Here is an 18,294-nt window from a genome sequence, read left to right as displayed (position 1 = left end):
TCTACAGATCCAGACTGAACAGCACGCTGACCACCATCACGATCAGCATTCCGCGTGAAAAGCCGCGCGGCAGCAGGGAGCGCAGGGTGTCATGCCGGGTTGCGGTCAGCCCGGTCAGGCAGCCCCCAAGCCCCACGACAAAACCAACCGTAATGAACTTGAGCGGGATGATGATGTAATCCAGCCCCGACATGGCCGTGACGACACTATCGAAAAAAGTCCAGACCGGGCTGCTGATAACCCCTGTCAGGCGGCTCATGACATAGCCTGTCACCAGAGACGCGAAGGAGAACAGGATACCCAGCGTAAAGCCCGCCACGGTAAAAGCCAGCGTGCGCGGCATGACCAGTAGCAGAAAGGGATCGACCCCCACAGCCTGCATGGAGCGCACCTCTCCCCCGATGGTGAGCAAACCCAACTCCGTGGTGGACAGCATGCCGTTGCGGCCCAACAGCAGCATACCCACCAGAATGGGGGCGATTTCGCGCACCACCACATTGATCAGGATCGAGCCTGTCATGGTGGCCAGCCCCGTCAGACCCAGCCAGTAGATAACCTGCGACACGGCCGCTACCCCGGTCAGCACACCGGCAAACAGGGTTGCGACAAACCCGCCACGGATAATGTCGTTCATGGTGCTGATAAATTCGTAGCGCACCGTGCGCCGCCACGAATGTGCCCGCAGGCTTTCGTAGATCACACCCCAGGAAGCCCCGAGCATAATCAGCAGAAACCGCGCCTGCCGCCGTGTCAGCCAGCCCAGCCACCCCAGCCGGTTGCGGCTCCAGCCCAGCAGCGAGTCAAACCGCCGGTGCGAAACCCCCGGCCGGCCGGCCAGAATGGGGTCATTGGGGTCCTGCATTTCCTCGGGGGAGGGAAGCCCGCCCGGTGTTGTGTCCGGTTGTTCCGTCATCGGCTAGCTGCCAGCGTATAGGCCCGGCCAAGGCCCAGATGCGGGGTGAAGAAAGTGCCACGGCTACGGAACAGGTAGCGGTCACGCAGGGCAGCGTAAACGCGTTCCGTCACCTGAATGACACCGGGGTCTGACGCGCCTTCGGACATCAGCTCGGCCAGTGAGACGGTCTGCCCCCACAGGTTGAACACCTGTGGCTCCTGCCCCACCAGCCCGCCAAAGGCCGGGCCGTAATCCATACCCATGGTAAAGACAGGCTCCAGATCCACCGCAGCCAGAGCCCCCATGAAGGTCTCGCGCATTTTCAGCGCCGCATCGGCCAGCCTGGTTAGGGCTGTCGGGTCTTCTTCCGCGCCACATCCTGCCATGCAGATCATACGGTGCCCCGCGACTTCCACCGCAAACAACTGCTGCTCCAGCGCTATGCTCTGCACATGGGTAGCAAGCTGGTCGATCAGTGAAATCAGGGCCTCGGTTTCCTGAGCGCCTTCCACTTCAGGGTCGGTGAAGGAAATGATCAGCACCGCTACGGCACTATAAACATTGGCTCCACTCAGCCCCTCCATGCCTGCCGCATGCATGAGCATGTTATCGGTCAGCAAAGGCGGCAGCACCTTGCGGGGCTGCGCCACAAGCGGGTTTTTCTGCTGGGTCGGGTCTTTTTCACTACTGCGCGTAGCCGCGAAACGCATGCCCGCAATAGCGGCCATGATATCCACAAAATACTGCTGCTGCCCGAGCAGTCTCGGGTTTTCCAGCGCCACCATGCCTTCTATGCCGCGCGGGCCATGCACGGGAAACACCCCGAGCATGGAGGTGCCGATTTCACGCATGACCAGACGCTCGAACCGGTTTGTGCGCTCATCGGCTGCGGCGTTGACAACGGTAAAGCTCGTACCTTCATCAATCGCGCTGAAAAAGCTGCCCAGTTCGGCCCGGCCCATTTCAAACCCGCCGGTATGGGTATCCTGCTGGTGGTCGTAGGAATCCTCGCACACTAGGGCCGCGCCATCATGCAGGAAGCGCCACAGGCTGGCCCGGCGGCTATCGGTGACCACGGCAAGCTGTTCGGTCAGGACCAGCGGTTCGATCGTGGGGTCGAACAGGCCGGGTGATACAGCGACCTGACGGGCTGCAGCACTTTCTTGTTCCACCTGCTGGTTGTGGCGCTGCAAAGCCCGCGTGCCCCGATCTGTCCGGCGCACCTGACGGATGAACAGCCCACCCAGCAATGTGGAAAAGACGATGATAATCCCCGCGAACTGAAGGCTCTGGCGGCTGCTCTGGTGGGCAAAGCTCGCCATATCCTTTTCCGGCACGGCAATCAGCAGCACCCACCCCTGCGAATAACGCGGCAGTTCCGATGCCATGACGATATAGCGCCGCCCGTTCCATGTGACGCTGTGTACGCCAAAGCCCCGCACGCGGTAATGATCGTAACCAAGGGCGAACACGGGTTCATCCTTGGGGTCTATGCGCATGTTATCGGGGTTCCAGTTCGCGGCACGGGCTTTCTGGTCGAGATTGCGCCCCGCCATGATCCGGCCCTGTGAATCCACAATCATGGCGCTGCCGGTCTGGCCGATTTTAATATGGTCCAGATAGCTGCTTAGTTCGTTAAGCGAAATATTGGTTGCAAATACCAGCTCATTACCATCCGCTCCCTTGAAACGCAGGGAACTGGTCATGACAAACTGCTTGCTGGAAGCGAACAGATAGGGCTGCGTCCATTTTATGTCGCTGCTCCCTTTGGTGCTGGTAAACCATGGCCTTGTATGCAGGTTATAGGTTCCTGCATCTTCATCATATTGAGAGACCTGTTGGCCTTGCTGGTTATACAGCTCGTGATGGAAATACTGATGGCCGTTTTTGACGATCAGCACTTCATGGTCCAGCAGGTCCGGGTCGGATGAGCGCGTAACCAGCCGCATGCTGCCATCCTCCCCCCCCAGATAGAAAGACTGCAACTGCGGAATTTTGCGCAGCATGGTGCCCGCGTAGGAATAGAACACCTTATCCTGCACCTGCACGGGCGCGTGTTCTATCATGCCACTGGCAATCAGGTTGCCTGCGGCGGCGGGCATAATGTAATCCGCCACCTCCTGCACGATATAGCTCTGCACCGCCTCGACCAGTTCCTGTGTCAGGCGGACAACGCCTTCACGCGTGGTGCGGTACGAACTCAGGCCAACCCAGGCAATAGCGCCCACAGCCAGAATGGTCAGGGCAAACGGCAGCGCCAGATGCAGCAGCGCCTTACGCATGCTGGCTTCGTTCTGGGCGGTCGGGTCAATGATTTCTTCAGAAGACACGCAACGGTTTCCACTGCCTGTTGCCGGTGACACGCGCTAACCCGCCTGAATGTCACAGGGGGCGCGGCCCGCGGGCGGCACCGGTTAGGGCACCAGACGCGGTATCGTTCTTGTAATGTGCCCGCCCGGGCTGGGGTTGTCCACCCCCAGATACAGTAGGGAGCGTGCCTGCCCGGCACGCCCGCTCCGTATTTTCAGTGGGCGAGGTCTAGCGCAAAGCGTGTGGGAGCACCCAGCGCCTGCCCGAGGCGCTCAAGCCCGCGGCGGACACTTTCGCCCTTGACCGCCACCCGTGCCGAGGTGAGCGTAAGCACCAGTTCGCCATCCTGCCAGGCGAGCGATGTGCCTTCGAGCAGGGATTCCGCCCCGCCTGAGAGCGAATAGGCCAGACGCAGCGCAAGCCCAAGAGCCATGGCCTCTTTCCACTGCCCGTCAGACAAAAGCTGCCGCGAGGTAGCAAGACAGGGCATGTTCACATCCGCCGCGTACCGCATAGCCAGCGCCAGTGCCAACCATGCCCGTGCCTGATGGTCAAACCCCGCTCCCTGCACGCGCAGAACCCGCCAGTATGTCTGCTCTGCCCGGTATTCCGGGTGATCATGGCTACCAATATCGGACAAGTAACAGGCGATATGCCGCAGGCGGCAGGCTGTTTCGCTTTCCTGCGGCAATACGCCCTGTGTCCAGTTCAGCAGTACGGCAGGCAGCGTGTTGCTACGCCCGAAACGCTCGCACATCGTGCGCGCCACGATATCCATCGGGTCCTGCTCAAGCTGTTCCGAGGCAACGTTGAGCATGTACCAGCCTTCACGCAGGCCATCGACGCAGAACACCACCTTTTCAGGCATGACTTTACGCATGAGCCGCCGCAGAACCGTTGCGGCGAAAGGAATATCATCCAGCCGTTTACGCGGGGCGCCGGGCAGGCGCTCAAGGCTGCGGCGCGAACTGTTTTGTAGCCAGCCGGTCATCTCACGCGCTTCCTGCGTGTCCAGCGTATAGTAATGCACAATATTGAGCGGATATTGCGTGCGCGCGATATGCAGCCGCGCCAGAGCCCGGAAGGCCCCGCCCACAAGGTAGAGCGTTCCCCCCTGCATGCCGGACAGCCATTTGACGCCATCAATATCGGCATCTGCCAGCATGCGGGCTTTTTCGAGGTCTCCCCCCGCCCTGTCTGCCAGACGGATCATGCCCAACGGCAGGGTTGTGGCATGGTGGCGACCATCTGCCGCAAGGTTGATCAGCTCAAGCGAACCGCCCCCCACGTCTGCCACCAACCCGGACGCACCGGGAATGCCGCACATGACCCCGATAGCGGAGTGATCCGCCTCTTCCTCACCCGACAAAATCCTGATGGACACGCCCGGCATGCTGCTGCGCAGCATGTCCACAAAAGCCGGGCCGTTAGCCGCATCACGCACGGCGGCTGTGGCCAGAATTTCAAACGGGTCGGCCTGCATGGCGCGGGCAATGGCGTAAAACCGGCTGACGACACCCTGCGCCATGGCCACGCCATCGTCATTCAGCCGCCCTGTTTCCGTCAGACCCCGACCGAGGCGCAACACGGCTTTTTCGTTGAAAATTGGCATCGGGTTACGCGATGCCCCTTCAAACACGACAAGCCGGACCGAATTGGACCCAAGGTCCACAACCGCTGAGCGACGCTGCATAAAGTCTCCCCTCACCCGAAGCGGCATGACAGAAAAACACCCCGTGCGGCAAGCCCCCACCACACGGGAGCCGTGCCCCGGCACCGCACCAGATCAGACATCAATCAGCAGTTCCTGCCCCGGTGGCAGGCCCGCAGGCGGGTGCAATGGCCGTTCATGCGCCGCCGACCCCCGCCCGGATAGCGAAGGATGCGTCATGAACCAGTCATGAGCAGAAAATGGTCGGTTACCCGGTGTCAGACGCCGCCATACACCGTTCTGCTCCAGTATCCACGACTGAAGGTTATCGCGGATATTGGCCATCATGATCTGGTCAAGCACCTGCGCGTGCACGGTGGAATTGGTAATGGGCACCATGCTTTCTACCCGCCAGTCCATGTTGCGGGTCATCCAGTCTGCGGAGGAAATATAGACACGCGCCTGACGCGACGGCAGGCGGTAGCCATTGCCGAACACGAACACCCGCGCATGTTCCAGAAAACGCCCCACCACGGATTTGATACGGATTGTCTCTGAAAGCCCCGGCACGCCGGGCCGCAGGCAGCAGATACCCCGTATCACCCCCACAATGCGCACCCCCGCCTGAGAGGCGCGATACAGGCAATCGATCAGTTCGGGGTCCACCAGCGCGTTCATTTTCAGCCAGATGGTACCGGGCCTGCCCGCACGGACATGCTCGATTTCATCCTCGATCAACTGCATCAGCGTCTTGCGGATGGTCATGGGGGCAAACGCCAGCTCTTCCATCTGGGCGGGCATGGCGTAGCCGGTCACGTAGTTGAACAGCCGGGCGGAATCCCGCGCAAAGGCCGGGTTGCAGGTGAAAAAGGACAGATCGGTATAAATACGCGCGGTAATGGGGTGGTAATTACCCGTGCCAAAATGCGCGTAAGACCGCACCTGCGCTCCTTCGCGCCGCACCACCAGACTGAGCTTGGCGTGGGTCTTGAGTTCGGCAAAACCGAACACCACCTGCACCCCCGCTGCTTCCAGCGCACGGGCAAGGCGGATATTCGCCTCCTCATCAAAACGGGCACGCAACTCCACCATGGCGGTTACGGACTTGCCCGCCTCCGCCGCCTCGATCAGCGCCTTGACGATGGGGGAATCCCGCGAGGTCCGGTAGAGTGTCTGCTTGATAGCGATCACGTTGGGATCGAGTGCCGCTTGCCGCAGGAACTGCACCACCACATCGAAACTTTCGAACGGGTGGTGCACCAGCAGGTCCTTGGCGCGGATAGCGGCAAAGCAGTCGCCATTGAAATCGATAATCCGCTCGGGAAAACGCGGCGTATAGGGTGCGAACAGCAGGTCCGGCCTGTCATCCACAATCATCTGCCGCAGATCGACAACACCGATCATGCCCGAATGTACGGCTATTTCCTCTGGCGGCAGGTCAAGGTCGGAGGCGATGGAAGCCGCCAGTTCGGCGGGCATGCGCTTTTCCATGTCGAGATGGATCACCACCCCGCGCCGCCGCTGCTTGAGTGCGGTTTCGTAAGACCGCACCAGATCCTCGGCCTCGTCCTCGAACTCCACATCCGTATCGCGCACAACCCGCAGCACGCCGCTCTCACCCACGCTCAGCCCGGCGAACAGCCGGTCGATGAACAGGGTAATCAGGTCTTCAAGCCTGATAAACCGGATGGCCGGTGCCTCGCCCGGTGCCTGCAGGGTGGAAACCGGCAAGCGGATAAAACGCTCGATCTGGGCGGGCAGCAGAATAAGGGCATTCATGGCGAACAGCCCTGTTTGCGCGTAAAGCAGGCGCAGGCCCAGCGCCAGCCCCATATTGGGGATGAAAGGCAGAGGGTGCGCGGGGTCAACCGCCAGCGGTGTCAGAACCGGGAAAATGCGGTCGGTGAAGGTTTTTTCCAGCCATTCACGGTCTGCCTCGTTCAGGTCAGCCGTCTCGCACAGAGTAACCCCGGCTCCGGCCAGAAGCTGGCGCAGTTCTGTCCATATTCTCTGCTGTTCGCGCAACAGCCGCGCCGTGCGCTCACGCACCGCCTCAAGCTGCTGGGCAGGTGTGCGCCCATCGGGCGAAAGGGCTGTCAGCCCTTCGCGCACTTGCCCCACCAGCCCGGCAATGCGGACAGAATAGAACTCATCGAGGTTACTGGCGCTGATGGATAGAAAACGCAGCCGCTCTAGCAGCGGGTTGCGGGCGTTATCGGCCTCGTCCACCACGCGCTGGTTAAAATCCAACCAGGACAGTTCGCGGTTGATGAAGCGCTCGGGCGAATCCAAGGTAATATGCCGTTCAGCCGTCTTGCGGCTGCGGGTCGCGGGCACGCGGGGTGTTTTTTCGCCCTCCCCACCGGCCTTGGCGGCAGTGCTCCGCCGGGTTCCTGTAGCACGCGCTGCCGTGCTCCGGGCCGCCCCACGGCTCCGAGGCGTGGTGGTGGAAGGCGCGGCCTTGACGCTCCGTTGCGGCTTTTCGTCCTGCGTCGTCATTTAAGCTCTTCTCCCTTCCTCCTGTCGCATGAGCACGTTCCGTGGGCGCTCAACGCCTACGGAAACCTGCCTGCATGCTCACTCTCACCGTCGAGCATAACGCAATCGCGGCGAAGCGGGGAAGTTCACCAGATCGGCATAAAGCTGTAATGTCATGAAACTGCAATCAACTGATGCGCGTCAGACTTACGGCTTACTCGCCGCCCTCATCCTCCCCGTTCAGCAGCTTTTCCAGAGCGGCTGCGGCCAGCGTGCGGGTAATCCGCCCGCCCGACACCATGACAGCCTGATCAAGCAGCGCCACATAATCCCGCACGGCACTGGCTCGTCTGGGCAGGCGGCGCAGCAGCCAGTCTGTCACCTGTGGGCCCATGACAAGCTGGCGCTCGGCCACAAGCCGCAGAAGCAGGCGGTGCAGCAGGTCTTCCTCCGCCTCGCCCATGGGCACGGAGGCCGTAGCGCGCAGGCGGCTGAGCAGGTCAGGCAATGCCACAGGCCAGCGCGAGGGCGGCTGACGGGCAACCATCAGCAGCGACATGCGCCGCTCACGCGCCAGATTGACAAGATGCAGCAGGTCCTGCTCACGGGTGGTGGCATCGGCATTATCCAGCGCCACAGCGCGGAACCCACCATCATGAAACAGATCGACCACGGCACTTTCGTTCAGCCGAGCTCCATCGATCACCGGCGCGCCATAACGCCCGGCCCAGACCGACAGCAGGTGCGTCTTGCCCGTGCCGCCAGCCCCCCACAGGGCCATGCGGCCCTCCGGCCAACGGGTAACGGCCTCCGTATCCAGCACCCATGCCCTTGCGGCGGCGTTGGAGGGAGCGGCCACGAAATCAGTTCGTCCGAATCGGGGGCGGTGGGCAAAAGGCAGGGCAATCTGCCCGCCAGACGTGTCCGCCACACCCAATTCCGCATCATTCGGGGCGGAAAAGGCCCTGTTTGTTTCATCAATCCGTGTCATGCCGCTTTGCGCGCCGCTTCTCCTGCCGTAAAGACTGTTCGCGGGAATCCTAACTCACCACGGTTCCAACATCGACCCCATATTCATTCAGACCAAGAGCGTATCCGTCATGACGTCTTCTCCTCGCCCCCCTTCCTCCGGACTTACCTACCGTGATTCCGGCGTGGACATCGAAGCAGGCGAAGCGCTTGTTGACGCCATCCGCCCGGCAGCCAAGGCCACGGACCGACCCGGCACCATGGGCGGACTGGGCGGTTTTGGTGCTCTGTTCGACCTCAAGGCCGCAGGCTTTCAGGACCCGGTGCTGGTTTCGTGCACAGATGGTGTTGGCACCAAGCTGACCGTGGCCATCGATAACGACCTGCATGAAACCGTCGGGATCGACCTTGTTGCCATGTGCGTGAACGACCTGATCGTTCAGGGGGCCGAGCCGCTCTTCTTCCTTGATTACTTCGCCACGGGGCGGCTGTCCGTCACCAGTGCTGCCAAGGTGGTCAAGGGCATTGCGCAGGGCTGCGCACTTTCGGGCTGTGCACTGGTCGGGGGCGAAACCGCCGAAATGCCCGGCATGTACGCCGATGGGCATTATGATCTGGCCGGTTTTTCCGTCGGTGCGGCCGAACGCAGCGCCCTGCTGCCCGCAGGTATTGCCGCGGGCGATACGCTGATCGCCCTTTCCTCCTCCGGTGTGCATTCCAACGGTTTCTCGCTGGTGCGCCGGATCGTGACAGACGCACATCTGGCATGGACCGACCCCGCCGCCTTTGCTCCCGGTCAGACACTGGGCGAGGCGTTCCTTGAACCCACGCGCCTGTATGTCAAACAGGTTCTGGCACTCCACCGCGCGGGCCTGCTGCATGGAGCGGCGCATATTACCGGCGGTGGTCTGCCCGGCAACCTGCCCCGCGTCCTGCCTGACGGGCTGAACGCGGTGATTGATCAGGAGTGGCCGATTCCGCCCGTGTTCCGCTGGCTGGCCCGCACCGGCAATGTGCAGTCCGATGAAATGCTGCGCGTGTTCAACTGTGGCGTGGGCATGGTGCTGATCACCCCCGAGCCGGACAAGGTGCTCGAAATCCTGCGTGAAATGGGTGAAACCCCGAGCGTGATCGGCCATGTGGCACAGGCAGCCGAAGCTTCGGCCAAGCCGGACCTGATCATGCAGGCCAGCCCGGATTTCCGCGCGGCATGACCACGCCCAAATCCTCTGTCGCCATTCTGCTCAGCGGCCGGGGCAGCAATGCCACGGCGCTGATCCGCGCGGCCCAGAACCCGGATTTTCCCGCCCGTATCTGCCTTGTGCTGAGCAACAACCCCGATGCACCGGGGCTGGACATGGCGCGGGAGGCGGGCCTGCCGACCAAAGCAGTCGATCATCGCCCCTTCGGGCGTGACCGCGAGGCCCATGAACGTGCCGTGCACGCCGCCCTGCTTGAAGCCGGGGCCGAGACCGTGTGCCTGGCGGGCTACATGCGCCTGCTCACCCCCTACCTGACCACCTGCTGGGCGGGGCGCATGCTCAATATCCACCCCAGCCTGCTGCCGTCCTTTGCAGGGCTGCATACCCATGAACGCGCCTTGGAGGCCGGTATGCGCATCCATGGCTGCACGGTTCATATCGTAACCGAAGGCATGGACGAAGGCCCCGTGCTGGGTCAGGCCGCCGTGCCCGTGCTGGATGATGACACCGCCGATACACTGGCCGCGCGCGTACTGGAGCAGGAACACGCCCTTTACCCGCGTGTGCTGCGTCATTTCCTGACGGGTGCCAGACCCGCACCCAACGGCGCGCACGCCCTTGTCGTGGGCTGACCACCACCAGCCCCACCCCAACCCGGTGGGCCTGCCTTGCTCCGCCCTCCGTTCTACCGCGCGCTTGTGTTCGGGCGCGCCCCGCTTACAGCCACGGTTTGAATTTTCATGACATCCTCCCCTCGCCCTGCCCGCGCCCGCCCACGCAGCAAACGCCCCATGCCTGCCCCGGCAGCGGACCCCACGCGCGATATCGCCTTCGATATCCTGTGTGGCGTGGTGGAACATCGCCGCATGCTGGAAACCAGTCTGGCACGCTCGGCACAGACCCATGAGGCCGAACCGCGTGACCGCGCGGCGGCACACCGTCTGGCGGCGGCAACCCTGCGCCATATGGGCACGCTGCGCGCCGTGCTGGAACCTTTCCTGCGCAAGGAACCGCCCGAACCCGTGCGCGCAGCCCTGATGTTGGGGGCCGCACAGCTCCTGTTCCTTGAAACACCACCCCATGCCGCCGTAGGCACCACGGTAGACCTGCTCCGCAGGCGCGGGCTGGCCCCCTTTGCCGGACTGGCCAATGCCGTGCTGCGCAAGATCGCGGGAAGCGGTGCCAGCGTTCTGGACGGGCTGGATCAACCCCGGCTCGATATTCCCGCATGGCTGTGGAGTTCATGGTCTGGCCTTGGTGCCGGTGTGCCCCGCACTATAGCGGCAGGGATCAGCACCGAAGCATCGCTGGACATCACGCTGCGCCCCGGTGCCGCAGCCCCTGAAGGCGGCCTGCTGCTGCCCAATGGTTCATGGCGCTACCCTGCCGGTACGCGCGTGGTGGATCTGGCCGGATACGAGCAGGGGGCCTTTTGGGTGCAGGATGCCGCCGCCACCCTGCCCGCCCGCCTGCTGGCAGTGCACGAAGGTGAAAAAGTGGCTGACCTGTGTGCGGCCCCCGGCGGCAAAACCGCCCAGCTTGCCGTAACAGGCGCGCAGGTCACGGCTATTGAAAACAACCCCGCACGCATGGCCCGGCTACAGGAAAATCTGGAGCGACTAGGCCTGTCCGTGAACACCGTGCAGGCCGATGCCTGCACATGGCAGCCCGATGCCCCGCTGGACGCCATCCTGCTTGATGCCCCCTGCTCGGCCACCGGCACGGCGCGCCGCCACCCCGATGTGCTCTGGGTCAAGCGCCCGCGTGACCTGACAGCCCTGACCGCTGCACAGGATCGCCTTCTGGCCGCCGCGCGCGACATGCTGCGCCCCGGTGGCCGCCTGATTTATGCCGTATGCTCCTTGCAGGAAGAAGAAGGCCCTGCCCGCGCCCGCGCGGCACAGGCCATGGGGCTGGTACCGACCCCCTTCACCCCCGATGAGCTGTCCATGCTCCCCGAAGCCCTGACCCCCGAAGGCTGGCTGCGCACGCATCCGGGATTCTGGCCTGATCTGGGTGGTATGGACGGCTTCTTTGCGGCCCGTTTCATCCGCCCGGCATAACGCCACATGGCCACACATCACCCTGTGGGATTACGGAACAAACAGACCATGACACCTGCGCCCCGCACCCTGATCGCCCCCAGCCTGCTGGCTGCGGATTTTACCCGACTGGGCGAGGAAACACGCGCCATAGCCGCCGCCGGGGCCGACTGGCTGCACCTTGATGTCATGGATGGGCATTTCGTGCCCAATATTTCCTTTGGCCCGGCAGTCGTGAAGGCCCTGCGCCCCTGCACGGACATCCCGTTCGATGTGCATCTGATGATCGCACCGGTTGACCCGTATCTGGAAGCCTTTGCTCAGGCCGGGGCCGATCAGATCCTGATCCATATCGAGGCCGGGCCACACACGCACCGCTCGCTCCAGCGCATACGAGACCTTGGCGCCAAACCCGGTATCGTCCTGTGCCCTGCCACCCCGGCCAGCGCCATTGCCGAGGTGATGGATCTGGTGGATGTCATTCTGGTCATGACCGTCAATCCCGGTTTTGGCGGCCAGAAATTTCTGGCCAGCCAGTTGCCCAAGATCACGCAGTTGCGCGACATGATCACGCAAAGCGGGCGCGCCATTCATCTGGCTGTCGATGGCGGCATAGACCCCACCACTGCACCGCTGGCCATACAGGCAGGGGCCGATGTGCTAATCGCGGGCAGCGCCGTTTACGGCAGGCCTGATTATGCCGCCGCTATCTCGGCTCTCAGAGGTGTATAAAATTCCAGTCATAATCCAGACTAGCCAAAGCGGCTTACTGCATTGTAATCTTTGAGCAGACCCGAACACATGGCTCGCCCGGTCGGGCCGCACCCCGCCGCCAGCCCTCAGGAGTGCTGATCCGCCCATGTCGCTGCGCCGATGGACACAAGGAACACGCCTCTCCTACGCGCTGCGCAACCCCCGTGGCGGCTTTGCCCGCGTGCCGGATGCCCCGGCCCTTATGCTGCGCGACCTGTGGCCCGGCGATGCCCTTGCGGGTGAACGGCTTGTTCGTAACCAGACCAGTCATGACGGCGTAGCCCGCCAGCTCCAACCCGGCCAGTGGGACGCGCCAGACTGGCCCGAAGCCTATTGCCGCTGGCTGCAAGGTTTTACCTGGCTACGAGACCTGCGCGAACTAGGGGCTGAATCCGCCCGTATCCGTGCGCGCACGCTGGTTTCGCACTGGATGCGCATTCCCCCGATGGAGCGCACCCTGTCAGACCCTGCCGTAACCGGCATGCGGCTGGCCTCGTGGCTGGGCTGTTATGAATTTTTTGCCGCCAGCGCGGATGACAGGTTCCGCCAGAACCTGATGACGGCACTGATTATGGAGGCGCGCTCCATTGCTGCCCTGATGCCCGAGGCGATCTCGGGCTGGCGCGCACTCTCCGCCCTCAAGGGCCTGCTGGCCGTGGGCGTAGTCATGCCGGACTACCCGGAGTTTCTTGAACGCTTCCTGCGCCTGCTCGATGGCGTGCTGGCCGAGCAGTTCCACCCCGATGGTAGCCATGTCAGCCGCAGCCCGGAAGACCAGTTCCAGAGCGTGCGGGAACTGGCGGAAATGCTCGCCATTTTCCAGACAGCCCGCCACCCCCAGCCCACAACCTTGCTCGATGCAGCCAACCGCGCGGCCCCCGTACTGCGCGCCATGCGCCATGGCGATGGCCGTCTGGCGCTGTTCAACGGTAGCCTTGAACGCGATAGCGCGTTTCTTGAACTCGTGCTCAACCGGGCCTGCCGCACCCGTGTAGTCGCTGCCAGCCTGTATGATAGTGGCTTTACCCGCATGACCAGCGGGCGTGCCATGCTACTGGCCGATAGTGCGGCCCCGGTCGCCCATTCCGAAATGGCACATGCAGGCATGCTGTCTTTCGAATTTTCATCGGGCAAGCAGAGGCTGATCGTCAATTGTGGCTCCAGCACCCGCAAGGGCTGGACACAGGCACTACGCTACCCGGCCGCCCATTCCGTTCTGGAAGCGCCCGGCCTGCAACCACTGACTGTCGAGGCCGATGGTACGCTCAGCCATATCCCTCAGGTTAGCCGTGCGCATGCGACACATGAAGGGGCACACTGGCTGGACATGTCACATGATGGCTATGCCCGTCAGGGTGGCGGGGTTTACAGCCGCAAGCTCTATCTGGGCCGCGAAGGCCACACCCTGCGGGGCGAGGAACATTTCGGCCCCTGTGAAAAGCCAACCCCGAGCCTGATCCGCTTTCACCTCCATCCTTCCGTCACGCTGGAAGAAACCCCTGAAGGCCTGCGCCTGAACACGGCGGAAGAAACCTGGCTGTTCCAGTCCGATGCCGAAATAACGGTGGAAGACAGTGTTTATCTGGGCCGGGGCACAGTTGAGCCCTCGCGCCAGATTGTGCTGACCGCCCGCACCGAAACCGCGCCTACTCCCGCAGAGGAGACACTCTCCCCAACCGAGAGCACCACCACCGAGGACGAAAACGCGCAAGACCTTTCCACCCGGCAGAATGCAGAAGACGAAGCCAACGACACCTTGCCCGGCACGGAAAGCGTGGACATCAACAGTGCGGAAATCGCAACAACGCCGCCGGAACAGGCCCCTGAGCCGGATGCGCCTTCAACAGAAATTCCGCAGCGCCCGAAACTAGCGCATGCCCCCGCAGCACCCGCCGCGTCCACAACGCAGCGCACCATTCATTGGGGCCTGACGCTGATAGAGGCCTGAAAAGGCGGGGGTAAAACCCCAGCCGATCAGGAAGGGGTTTTGGGCGTTTGGGCTGTTTTGTTCGGCTTGATAAAGCGGATGCTCAACCGCGAGGGAGAAGCCGCCAGCCGTCCGCCCGTGCGGTTTTCTTCCAGACGGATACGAACGCCATCGTTATTTTCCATCAGGGAGCCTGAAACGCCCTGCCCGATGGTGGCCTCACCCGAAAGAGCCCAGTACGTGCCCTCGAAATCCTCAACCCGCTGAAGGTTGTAGACCTTGCCTATGCTGTCGCCCGAGGAAAAACCGATAGCCGCCGCCGAAGCCCCGCTCACTTCAAACGGATACTGTTTGCCAGCATAGGTCAGCACGCCTTTGCCCCATGTATAGCCCACCCCGAGATCGGCCGAATGGGAGATGAATTTCACCTCACCCGAAACCGGCCCCAGTACCTGCTCCGCCATGGCGGGTGCGATGCTCGCACTGCACAGGGCCACGGCCACAACGGAACGCCAATATGCTGAACGCATCAGATTAAGCCCCCTGTCCTGCGCCGGATCTTACAATCTCGGCCTTGTCGCCCGCACCATGCACACCCTCCCTTACAGGAGCAGCCAGTTCGTACAAATAACGGAACAATCTTGTATTTTCATTCGCTCGCCGGTCAAGCATGGCATAGCCACCATGCCCTGCAAAGCCTTTTTCCAGCACGGGCCGTCCGGTCATAACGCACTGGCGCGAAAAACCGCACCTCAGCTATTCCAGACAGGTTCTTTCAGTTTTTCAACAAACGCCGCATGTTTTTCCAATTCCGCCGGTGTGGGGCAGATACGGATACTCCGCCGCTCCACCGGTGCCTCATACTGCACGGCCGGGGCTTCCGTGCCGTTGGCCATAAGGCCAAGGCCGTGCTGCCGCCCCCCCATAAGCTCCACATAAACTTCCGCCAGCAGCTTGCAGTCCAGCAGGGCGTTATGGGTTGTTCGGGCTGACAGATCGACACCAAAGCGGCGGCACAGCGCATCAAGGCTGTTGGGCATGCCGGGAAAACGCGCCCGCGCCATGTCCAGCGTATCCACCATGCGCGCCATGTCCAGCGGCTGACGCCCCGCGCGCTTCAGCTCGGCATTGAGAAAGCCAAAGTCAAACCGTGCGTTATGGGCTATCAGCGGGTCCTCACCAATAAACTCGAGAAACTCCGCCGCCTTGTCGGCAAACAGGGGCTTGCCGCGCAGGTCATCAATCGTAAAACCATGCACGCGCGAGGCTTCCTCCGGCACATCGCGCTGGGGGTCGAGCAGCACGTGGAAGGCGCGACCTGTGGGCAGATCGCCCACCAGTTCCAGTGCCGCAATTTCTATCACGCGGTCGCCCGTGGCCGGGTCCAGCCCGGTGGTTTCCGTATCGAACAGCACTGAACGCTTCATACGCGCAACATCCTGACAAAGCGGCGCACCTGACGCCGGGTTTCCTTCATGGAGCGGCCCGTGCGCAGCACCGTATCCGCACCGCGCACCCGCAGGGCATCGGGCGTCTGCCGCGCCATAAGGGCACGCGCTTCCGCCTGTGTCATGCCGCGCCGCGCCGCCACCCTGCGCGCCTGCACCCAACGTGGGGCGGATACCACCAACACATGATCACACTGGCGCTGCATGCCGGTTTCAAACAGTAGCGGAATATCCAGCACAACCCAACGCGCGCCACGAGCGCGCCAGAACGCCAGAAAACGCGCCCGCGCCCGGCGCACATGCGGGTGAATAAGCGCCTCCAGCCGAGGTAGGAGGTCTGGCTGTTCCATGACCGCCTGCCGCAAAACTCCGCGATCCAGCACGCCAGAACAAACCGCACCGGGCACCATGGCCTGTATACCATCGAGCACCGGCCCCGGCACCGATTGCTGGCGGCGCACCTCGGCATCGGCATCGAACACCGGCAGCCCCGCCTTTCGCAGCAGGGTGGCAACCGTGCTTTTGCCCATACCCATGCCGCCGGTCAGCCCAAGAACTTTCATACACGCCACAAAAGCCCTCCGTTCAGCCGGAGAAACCCGCCAGTACATAGGCTTCTGTATGGGCATCCACCTGTGGTTCAACTCCAAACCACGCATGGAACCCGAGGCGGGCCTGATGCAGCAGCATGCCCAGCCCTCCTACCGTACGCAGCCCGCGCTGCTGGGCTTCAGCCAGCAGGGGCGTTACCTGCGGAACATAGACGATATCGGCCACCACCAGCTTAGCGGAAGCCTGATCCAGCACGGGGCAGAACCCCGGCTCCGGCCCGCCTTCCATCCCCAGCGATGTGGTGTTGACCAGCACCGCGTAGTCACCCAACGTGGCTTCCCACTCATCCCATGGGCAGACAGATGCGCCCGGCAGGCTGGCCGCCAGTTCATCGGCCCGCGCACGGGTGCGGTTGGTAATACACACCTGCATGCCCGCCGCCGCCAGCGAAACCGCAACGGAGCGCGCGGCCCCACCGGCCCCCAGCAGTAGAACCCGCTGCGTGTCAAGAGCACCAGAGGCATAAGGCAGTTCCACCCAGGCGGCACGCAGGCTGGCTACAAAGCCATCGCCATCGGTGGACAGGCCCCGGATGGTGCCATCATCCTGAAAAACCAGCGTATTGACCGAGCCAGTTGCACGAGCGGAGTCGTCCAGCACATCGGCCAGCCGGAAAGCGGCTTCCTTATGCGGGATGGTAACATTCGCCCCCCGGAAACCAGCGGCCTGAAGTCCCCGCACCGCGGCCTCGAACCCTTCCGGGTGAACAGGCAGCGGCACGTATGCCCCATCCACCCCGTACCGGCGTAGCCAGTAATTATGCAAAAGCGGTGAGCGTGAATGCCCGACCGGCCAGCCCAGCACCCCGGCAAGACGCGCCTTGCCGGTAATGCGCTGTGCGGGCAAAGCCTGCGGGTCGGTGGCGGTGGTCATGCGGCATCTCCATAGCGTTCGCCAAAAGTCTGCCATGCGGCGGGCAACAGCCGCGCCAGACGCGCGGCCCATTCCGCCTGCCCTTCTGGCGCGGTAATCAGGTCCTGCCGGATTTCGATTTCGATATATGGCAAGCCACGCCGTTCGGCATGTTCGGGCACGGTGTAATCGGAGGTATCCGTCAGGGCATAGGGTTCATTGTCGCCCACGCACAGGCCTTCGCCCCGCAGCAGGTCGAGCATGATATGCGCCAGCCGGGAATCCCGATTATGCAGGATGCCCGCATGCCATGGCCGGGCATAGCCACGCATAACCGGAGTAAAGCTGTGCAGCGCGATCAGGCAGGTTGCCTGCCCACGCGCCTTGCGGGCATCAAGTTCGGCACGTATGCGCGCGTGATAGGGGTGCAGAATGGCCTGCTCGCGCCAGCCACTTTGCTTTTCGCACAGGCTCTGGTTACCCGGCACCGCCGTGCCGTCGCTCTCACGCACGATGGAGGTGGGGTGCCCCGGCGCGCGGTTGCAGTCGATCACCAGCCGGGAGAACACCTGCTCGATCAGCAGCGCGGGCAGCGCCTCAGCCAGCCCGCGCCCTACGCCATCAATGCCGATATCCCACCCGATATGGCGTGCACGCTCGGTGGCCGACACGCCCAGATCACCCAGCGTGTCAGGGATGGCCTGCCCCGCATGGTCGCTGACCAGCAGAAATGGACCACCCGTGTCCCGCCCGTAAACGCTGAAACTTTCCACCCTTAGGTTCACCCCGTTTTAGCGCTGCGTAACAACAACAATCGCGGCCAGAGGGGCCGTTGCCCGCACGGTGCCTGCATCCTCGCCGCCCAGTCCTTCGGCATCGAGCCCGCTGCCATCGAGCGCGTAAACCAAGTAGGCCTGATCCGCCCCATCAAGCGAATCCTCGCTCCCTTCTTCATACTGACGGGCCGCGACATAATCCGGGCCACGCATTTTTTCTTCCATACGACGCACCGCCTCGATAGGGCTGGCCGCACGAATGACCTCAAGCAGCACATTCGCGCCGGGGTCGATAACACCAAGGGTCTGAAGGGTTGCGCCGGCTGTCATGGTTGCAGAACTCCATTCGGTTTGACACGCTACCGTTTAAGCAGAGAAA

At 62.8% G+C, this 18,294-nt stretch carries 17 protein-coding genes; 5 read left to right on the top strand and 12 right to left on the bottom strand.

The features are described from left to right. Position 1 precedes the first annotated feature (1 nt). From ABF757_RS06320 to ABF757_RS06300, 5 genes are all read right to left on the bottom strand, one after another. Positions 2-913, bottom strand: a complete 912-nt coding sequence (locus ABF757_RS06320; RefSeq protein ID WP_415481405.1) for an MlaE family ABC transporter permease — start codon at positions 911-913, stop codon at positions 2-4. Beyond that, positions 910-3,225, bottom strand: coding sequence for an adenylate/guanylate cyclase domain-containing protein (locus ABF757_RS06315; protein WP_415481404.1), 2,316 nt, complete (start codon positions 3,223-3,225; stop codon positions 910-912). The genes ABF757_RS06320 and ABF757_RS06315 overlap by 4 nt, the downstream gene beginning before the upstream one ends. Positions 3,226-3,419: 194 nt before the next feature. Further along, entirely contained in the window at positions 3,420-4,898 is a 1,479-nt protein-coding gene (locus ABF757_RS06310) for a Ppx/GppA phosphatase family protein (protein ID WP_415481402.1), read from the bottom strand. 93 nt (positions 4,899-4,991) lie between these two features. Beyond that, on the bottom strand, positions 4,992-7,355 hold the full coding sequence (locus ABF757_RS06305; RefSeq protein ID WP_415481401.1) for an RNA degradosome polyphosphate kinase: 2,364 nt from the start codon (positions 7,353-7,355) through the stop codon (positions 4,992-4,994). A 193-nt stretch (positions 7,356-7,548) separates the two neighbouring features. Beyond that, positions 7,549-8,325: a P-loop NTPase family protein gene (locus ABF757_RS06300; protein WP_025861783.1), complete on the bottom strand. Its 777-nt coding sequence runs from the start codon at positions 8,323-8,325 to the stop codon at positions 7,549-7,551. A gap of 109 nt (positions 8,326-8,434) precedes the next feature. Between ABF757_RS06300 and purM the strand changes: the two genes are divergently transcribed. The 5 genes from purM to ABF757_RS06275 all read left to right on the top strand — a co-directional run bounded on the left by purM (position 8,435) and on the right by ABF757_RS06275 (position 14,248). Further along, the gene (gene purM / locus ABF757_RS06295; RefSeq protein WP_415481400.1) at positions 8,435-9,517 is read left to right on the top strand and encodes a phosphoribosylformylglycinamidine cyclo-ligase; all 1,083 of its coding nucleotides are present in this window, start codon (positions 8,435-8,437) and stop codon (positions 9,515-9,517) included. Next, positions 9,514-10,137 (top strand): phosphoribosylglycinamide formyltransferase, encoded by a 624-nt coding sequence (purN, locus tag ABF757_RS06290; RefSeq protein ID WP_025861781.1) that lies wholly within the window; start codon positions 9,514-9,516, stop codon positions 10,135-10,137. The genes purM and purN overlap by 4 nt, the downstream gene beginning before the upstream one ends. A 108-nt stretch (positions 10,138-10,245) precedes the next feature. Continuing rightward, positions 10,246-11,568: an RsmB/NOP family class I SAM-dependent RNA methyltransferase gene (locus tag ABF757_RS06285; RefSeq protein ID WP_415481399.1), complete on the top strand. Its 1,323-nt coding sequence runs from the start codon at positions 10,246-10,248 to the stop codon at positions 11,566-11,568. Positions 11,569-11,616: 48 nt separating this feature from the next. Next, positions 11,617-12,279 (top strand): ribulose-phosphate 3-epimerase, encoded by a 663-nt coding sequence (gene rpe, locus ABF757_RS06280; RefSeq protein ID WP_025861616.1) that lies wholly within the window; start codon positions 11,617-11,619, stop codon positions 12,277-12,279. Positions 12,280-12,406: 127 nt separating this feature from the next. Beyond that, entirely contained in the window at positions 12,407-14,248 is a 1,842-nt protein-coding gene (locus ABF757_RS06275) for a heparinase II/III family protein (protein ID WP_415481398.1), read from the top strand. A gap of 26 nt (positions 14,249-14,274) precedes the next feature. Here the strand turns inward: ABF757_RS06275 and ABF757_RS06270 are convergent, their stop codons facing one another. From ABF757_RS06270 to ABF757_RS06240, 7 genes are read right to left on the bottom strand one after another with little or no spacing between them, the layout of a single operon-like run. After that, positions 14,275-14,757 carry a hypothetical protein gene (locus tag ABF757_RS06270; protein WP_025861619.1) on the bottom strand — a complete coding sequence of 161 codons (483 nt, stop codon included), beginning with the start codon at positions 14,755-14,757 and terminating at the stop codon, positions 14,275-14,277. Between the two features lie 4 nt (positions 14,758-14,761). Continuing rightward, the gene (locus ABF757_RS06265) at positions 14,762-14,953 is read right to left on the bottom strand and encodes a hypothetical protein (RefSeq protein WP_025861621.1); all 192 of its coding nucleotides are present in this window, start codon (positions 14,951-14,953) and stop codon (positions 14,762-14,764) included. Positions 14,954-14,979: 26 nt separating this feature from the next. After that, a complete protein-coding gene (gene dnaQ / locus ABF757_RS06260) occupies positions 14,980-15,654 on the bottom strand; it encodes a DNA polymerase III subunit epsilon (RefSeq protein WP_415481397.1) in 675 nt (224 codons plus the stop codon). Further along, positions 15,651-16,238: a dephospho-CoA kinase gene (gene coaE / locus ABF757_RS06255; RefSeq protein WP_415481395.1), complete on the bottom strand. Its 588-nt coding sequence runs from the start codon at positions 16,236-16,238 to the stop codon at positions 15,651-15,653. The genes dnaQ and coaE overlap by 4 nt, the downstream gene beginning before the upstream one ends. Positions 16,239-16,260: 22 nt before the next feature. Next, entirely contained in the window at positions 16,261-17,160 is a 900-nt protein-coding gene (locus ABF757_RS06250; RefSeq protein ID WP_415481393.1) for a shikimate dehydrogenase, read from the bottom strand. Continuing rightward, positions 17,157-17,912: an N-formylglutamate amidohydrolase gene (locus ABF757_RS06245; protein WP_415481392.1), complete on the bottom strand. Its 756-nt coding sequence runs from the start codon at positions 17,910-17,912 to the stop codon at positions 17,157-17,159. Before ABF757_RS06245 ends, ABF757_RS06250 begins: the two co-directional genes overlap by 4 nt. Before the next feature lie 18 nt (positions 17,913-17,930). Continuing rightward, complete coding sequence (locus ABF757_RS06240) at positions 17,931-18,245, bottom strand: hypothetical protein (protein WP_415481391.1); 315 nt, start codon at positions 18,243-18,245, stop codon at positions 17,931-17,933. Positions 18,246-18,294 lie beyond the last annotated feature (49 nt).

This window comes from Acetobacter papayae, from assembly GCF_047721125.1.
GTDB classification, from domain to species: Bacteria; Pseudomonadota; Alphaproteobacteria; order Acetobacterales; family Acetobacteraceae; genus Acetobacter; species Acetobacter papayae.
Note: the sequence above shows the minus strand (reverse complement) of the source record. Positions and strands in the feature narration are given on the sequence as shown.

Excerpts from the sequence above, each read along its gene's own strand:
- ABF757_RS06320 (WP_415481405.1), bottom strand. The coding sequence starts at position 913 with ATGACGGAACAACCGGACACAACACCGGGCGGGCTTCCCTCCCCCGAG.
- ABF757_RS06310 (WP_415481402.1), bottom strand. The coding sequence starts at position 4,898 with ATGCAGCGTCGCTCAGCGGTTGTGGACCTTGGGTCCAATTCGGTCCGG.
- ABF757_RS06305 (WP_415481401.1), bottom strand. The coding sequence starts at position 7,355 with ATGACGACGCAGGACGAAAAGCCGCAACGGAGCGTCAAGGCCGCGCCT.
- ABF757_RS06300 (WP_025861783.1), bottom strand. The coding sequence starts at position 8,325 with ATGACACGGATTGATGAAACAAACAGGGCCTTTTCCGCCCCGAATGAT.
- purM (WP_415481400.1), top strand. The coding sequence starts at position 8,435 with ATGACGTCTTCTCCTCGCCCCCCTTCCTCCGGACTTACCTACCGTGAT.
- purN (WP_025861781.1), top strand. The coding sequence starts at position 9,514 with ATGACCACGCCCAAATCCTCTGTCGCCATTCTGCTCAGCGGCCGGGGC.
- ABF757_RS06285 (WP_415481399.1), top strand. The coding sequence starts at position 10,246 with ATGACATCCTCCCCTCGCCCTGCCCGCGCCCGCCCACGCAGCAAACGC.
- rpe (WP_025861616.1), top strand. The coding sequence starts at position 11,617 with ATGACACCTGCGCCCCGCACCCTGATCGCCCCCAGCCTGCTGGCTGCG.
- ABF757_RS06275 (WP_415481398.1), top strand. The coding sequence starts at position 12,407 with ATGTCGCTGCGCCGATGGACACAAGGAACACGCCTCTCCTACGCGCTG.
- ABF757_RS06270 (WP_025861619.1), bottom strand. The coding sequence starts at position 14,757 with ATGCGTTCAGCATATTGGCGTTCCGTTGTGGCCGTGGCCCTGTGCAGT.
- ABF757_RS06265 (WP_025861621.1), bottom strand. The coding sequence starts at position 14,953 with ATGACCGGACGGCCCGTGCTGGAAAAAGGCTTTGCAGGGCATGGTGGC.
- dnaQ (WP_415481397.1), bottom strand. The coding sequence starts at position 15,654 with ATGAAGCGTTCAGTGCTGTTCGATACGGAAACCACCGGGCTGGACCCG.
- coaE (WP_415481395.1), bottom strand. The coding sequence starts at position 16,238 with ATGAAAGTTCTTGGGCTGACCGGCGGCATGGGTATGGGCAAAAGCACG.
- ABF757_RS06250 (WP_415481393.1), bottom strand. The coding sequence starts at position 17,160 with ATGACCACCGCCACCGACCCGCAGGCTTTGCCCGCACAGCGCATTACC.
- ABF757_RS06240 (WP_415481391.1), bottom strand. The coding sequence starts at position 18,245 with ATGACAGCCGGCGCAACCCTTCAGACCCTTGGTGTTATCGACCCCGGC.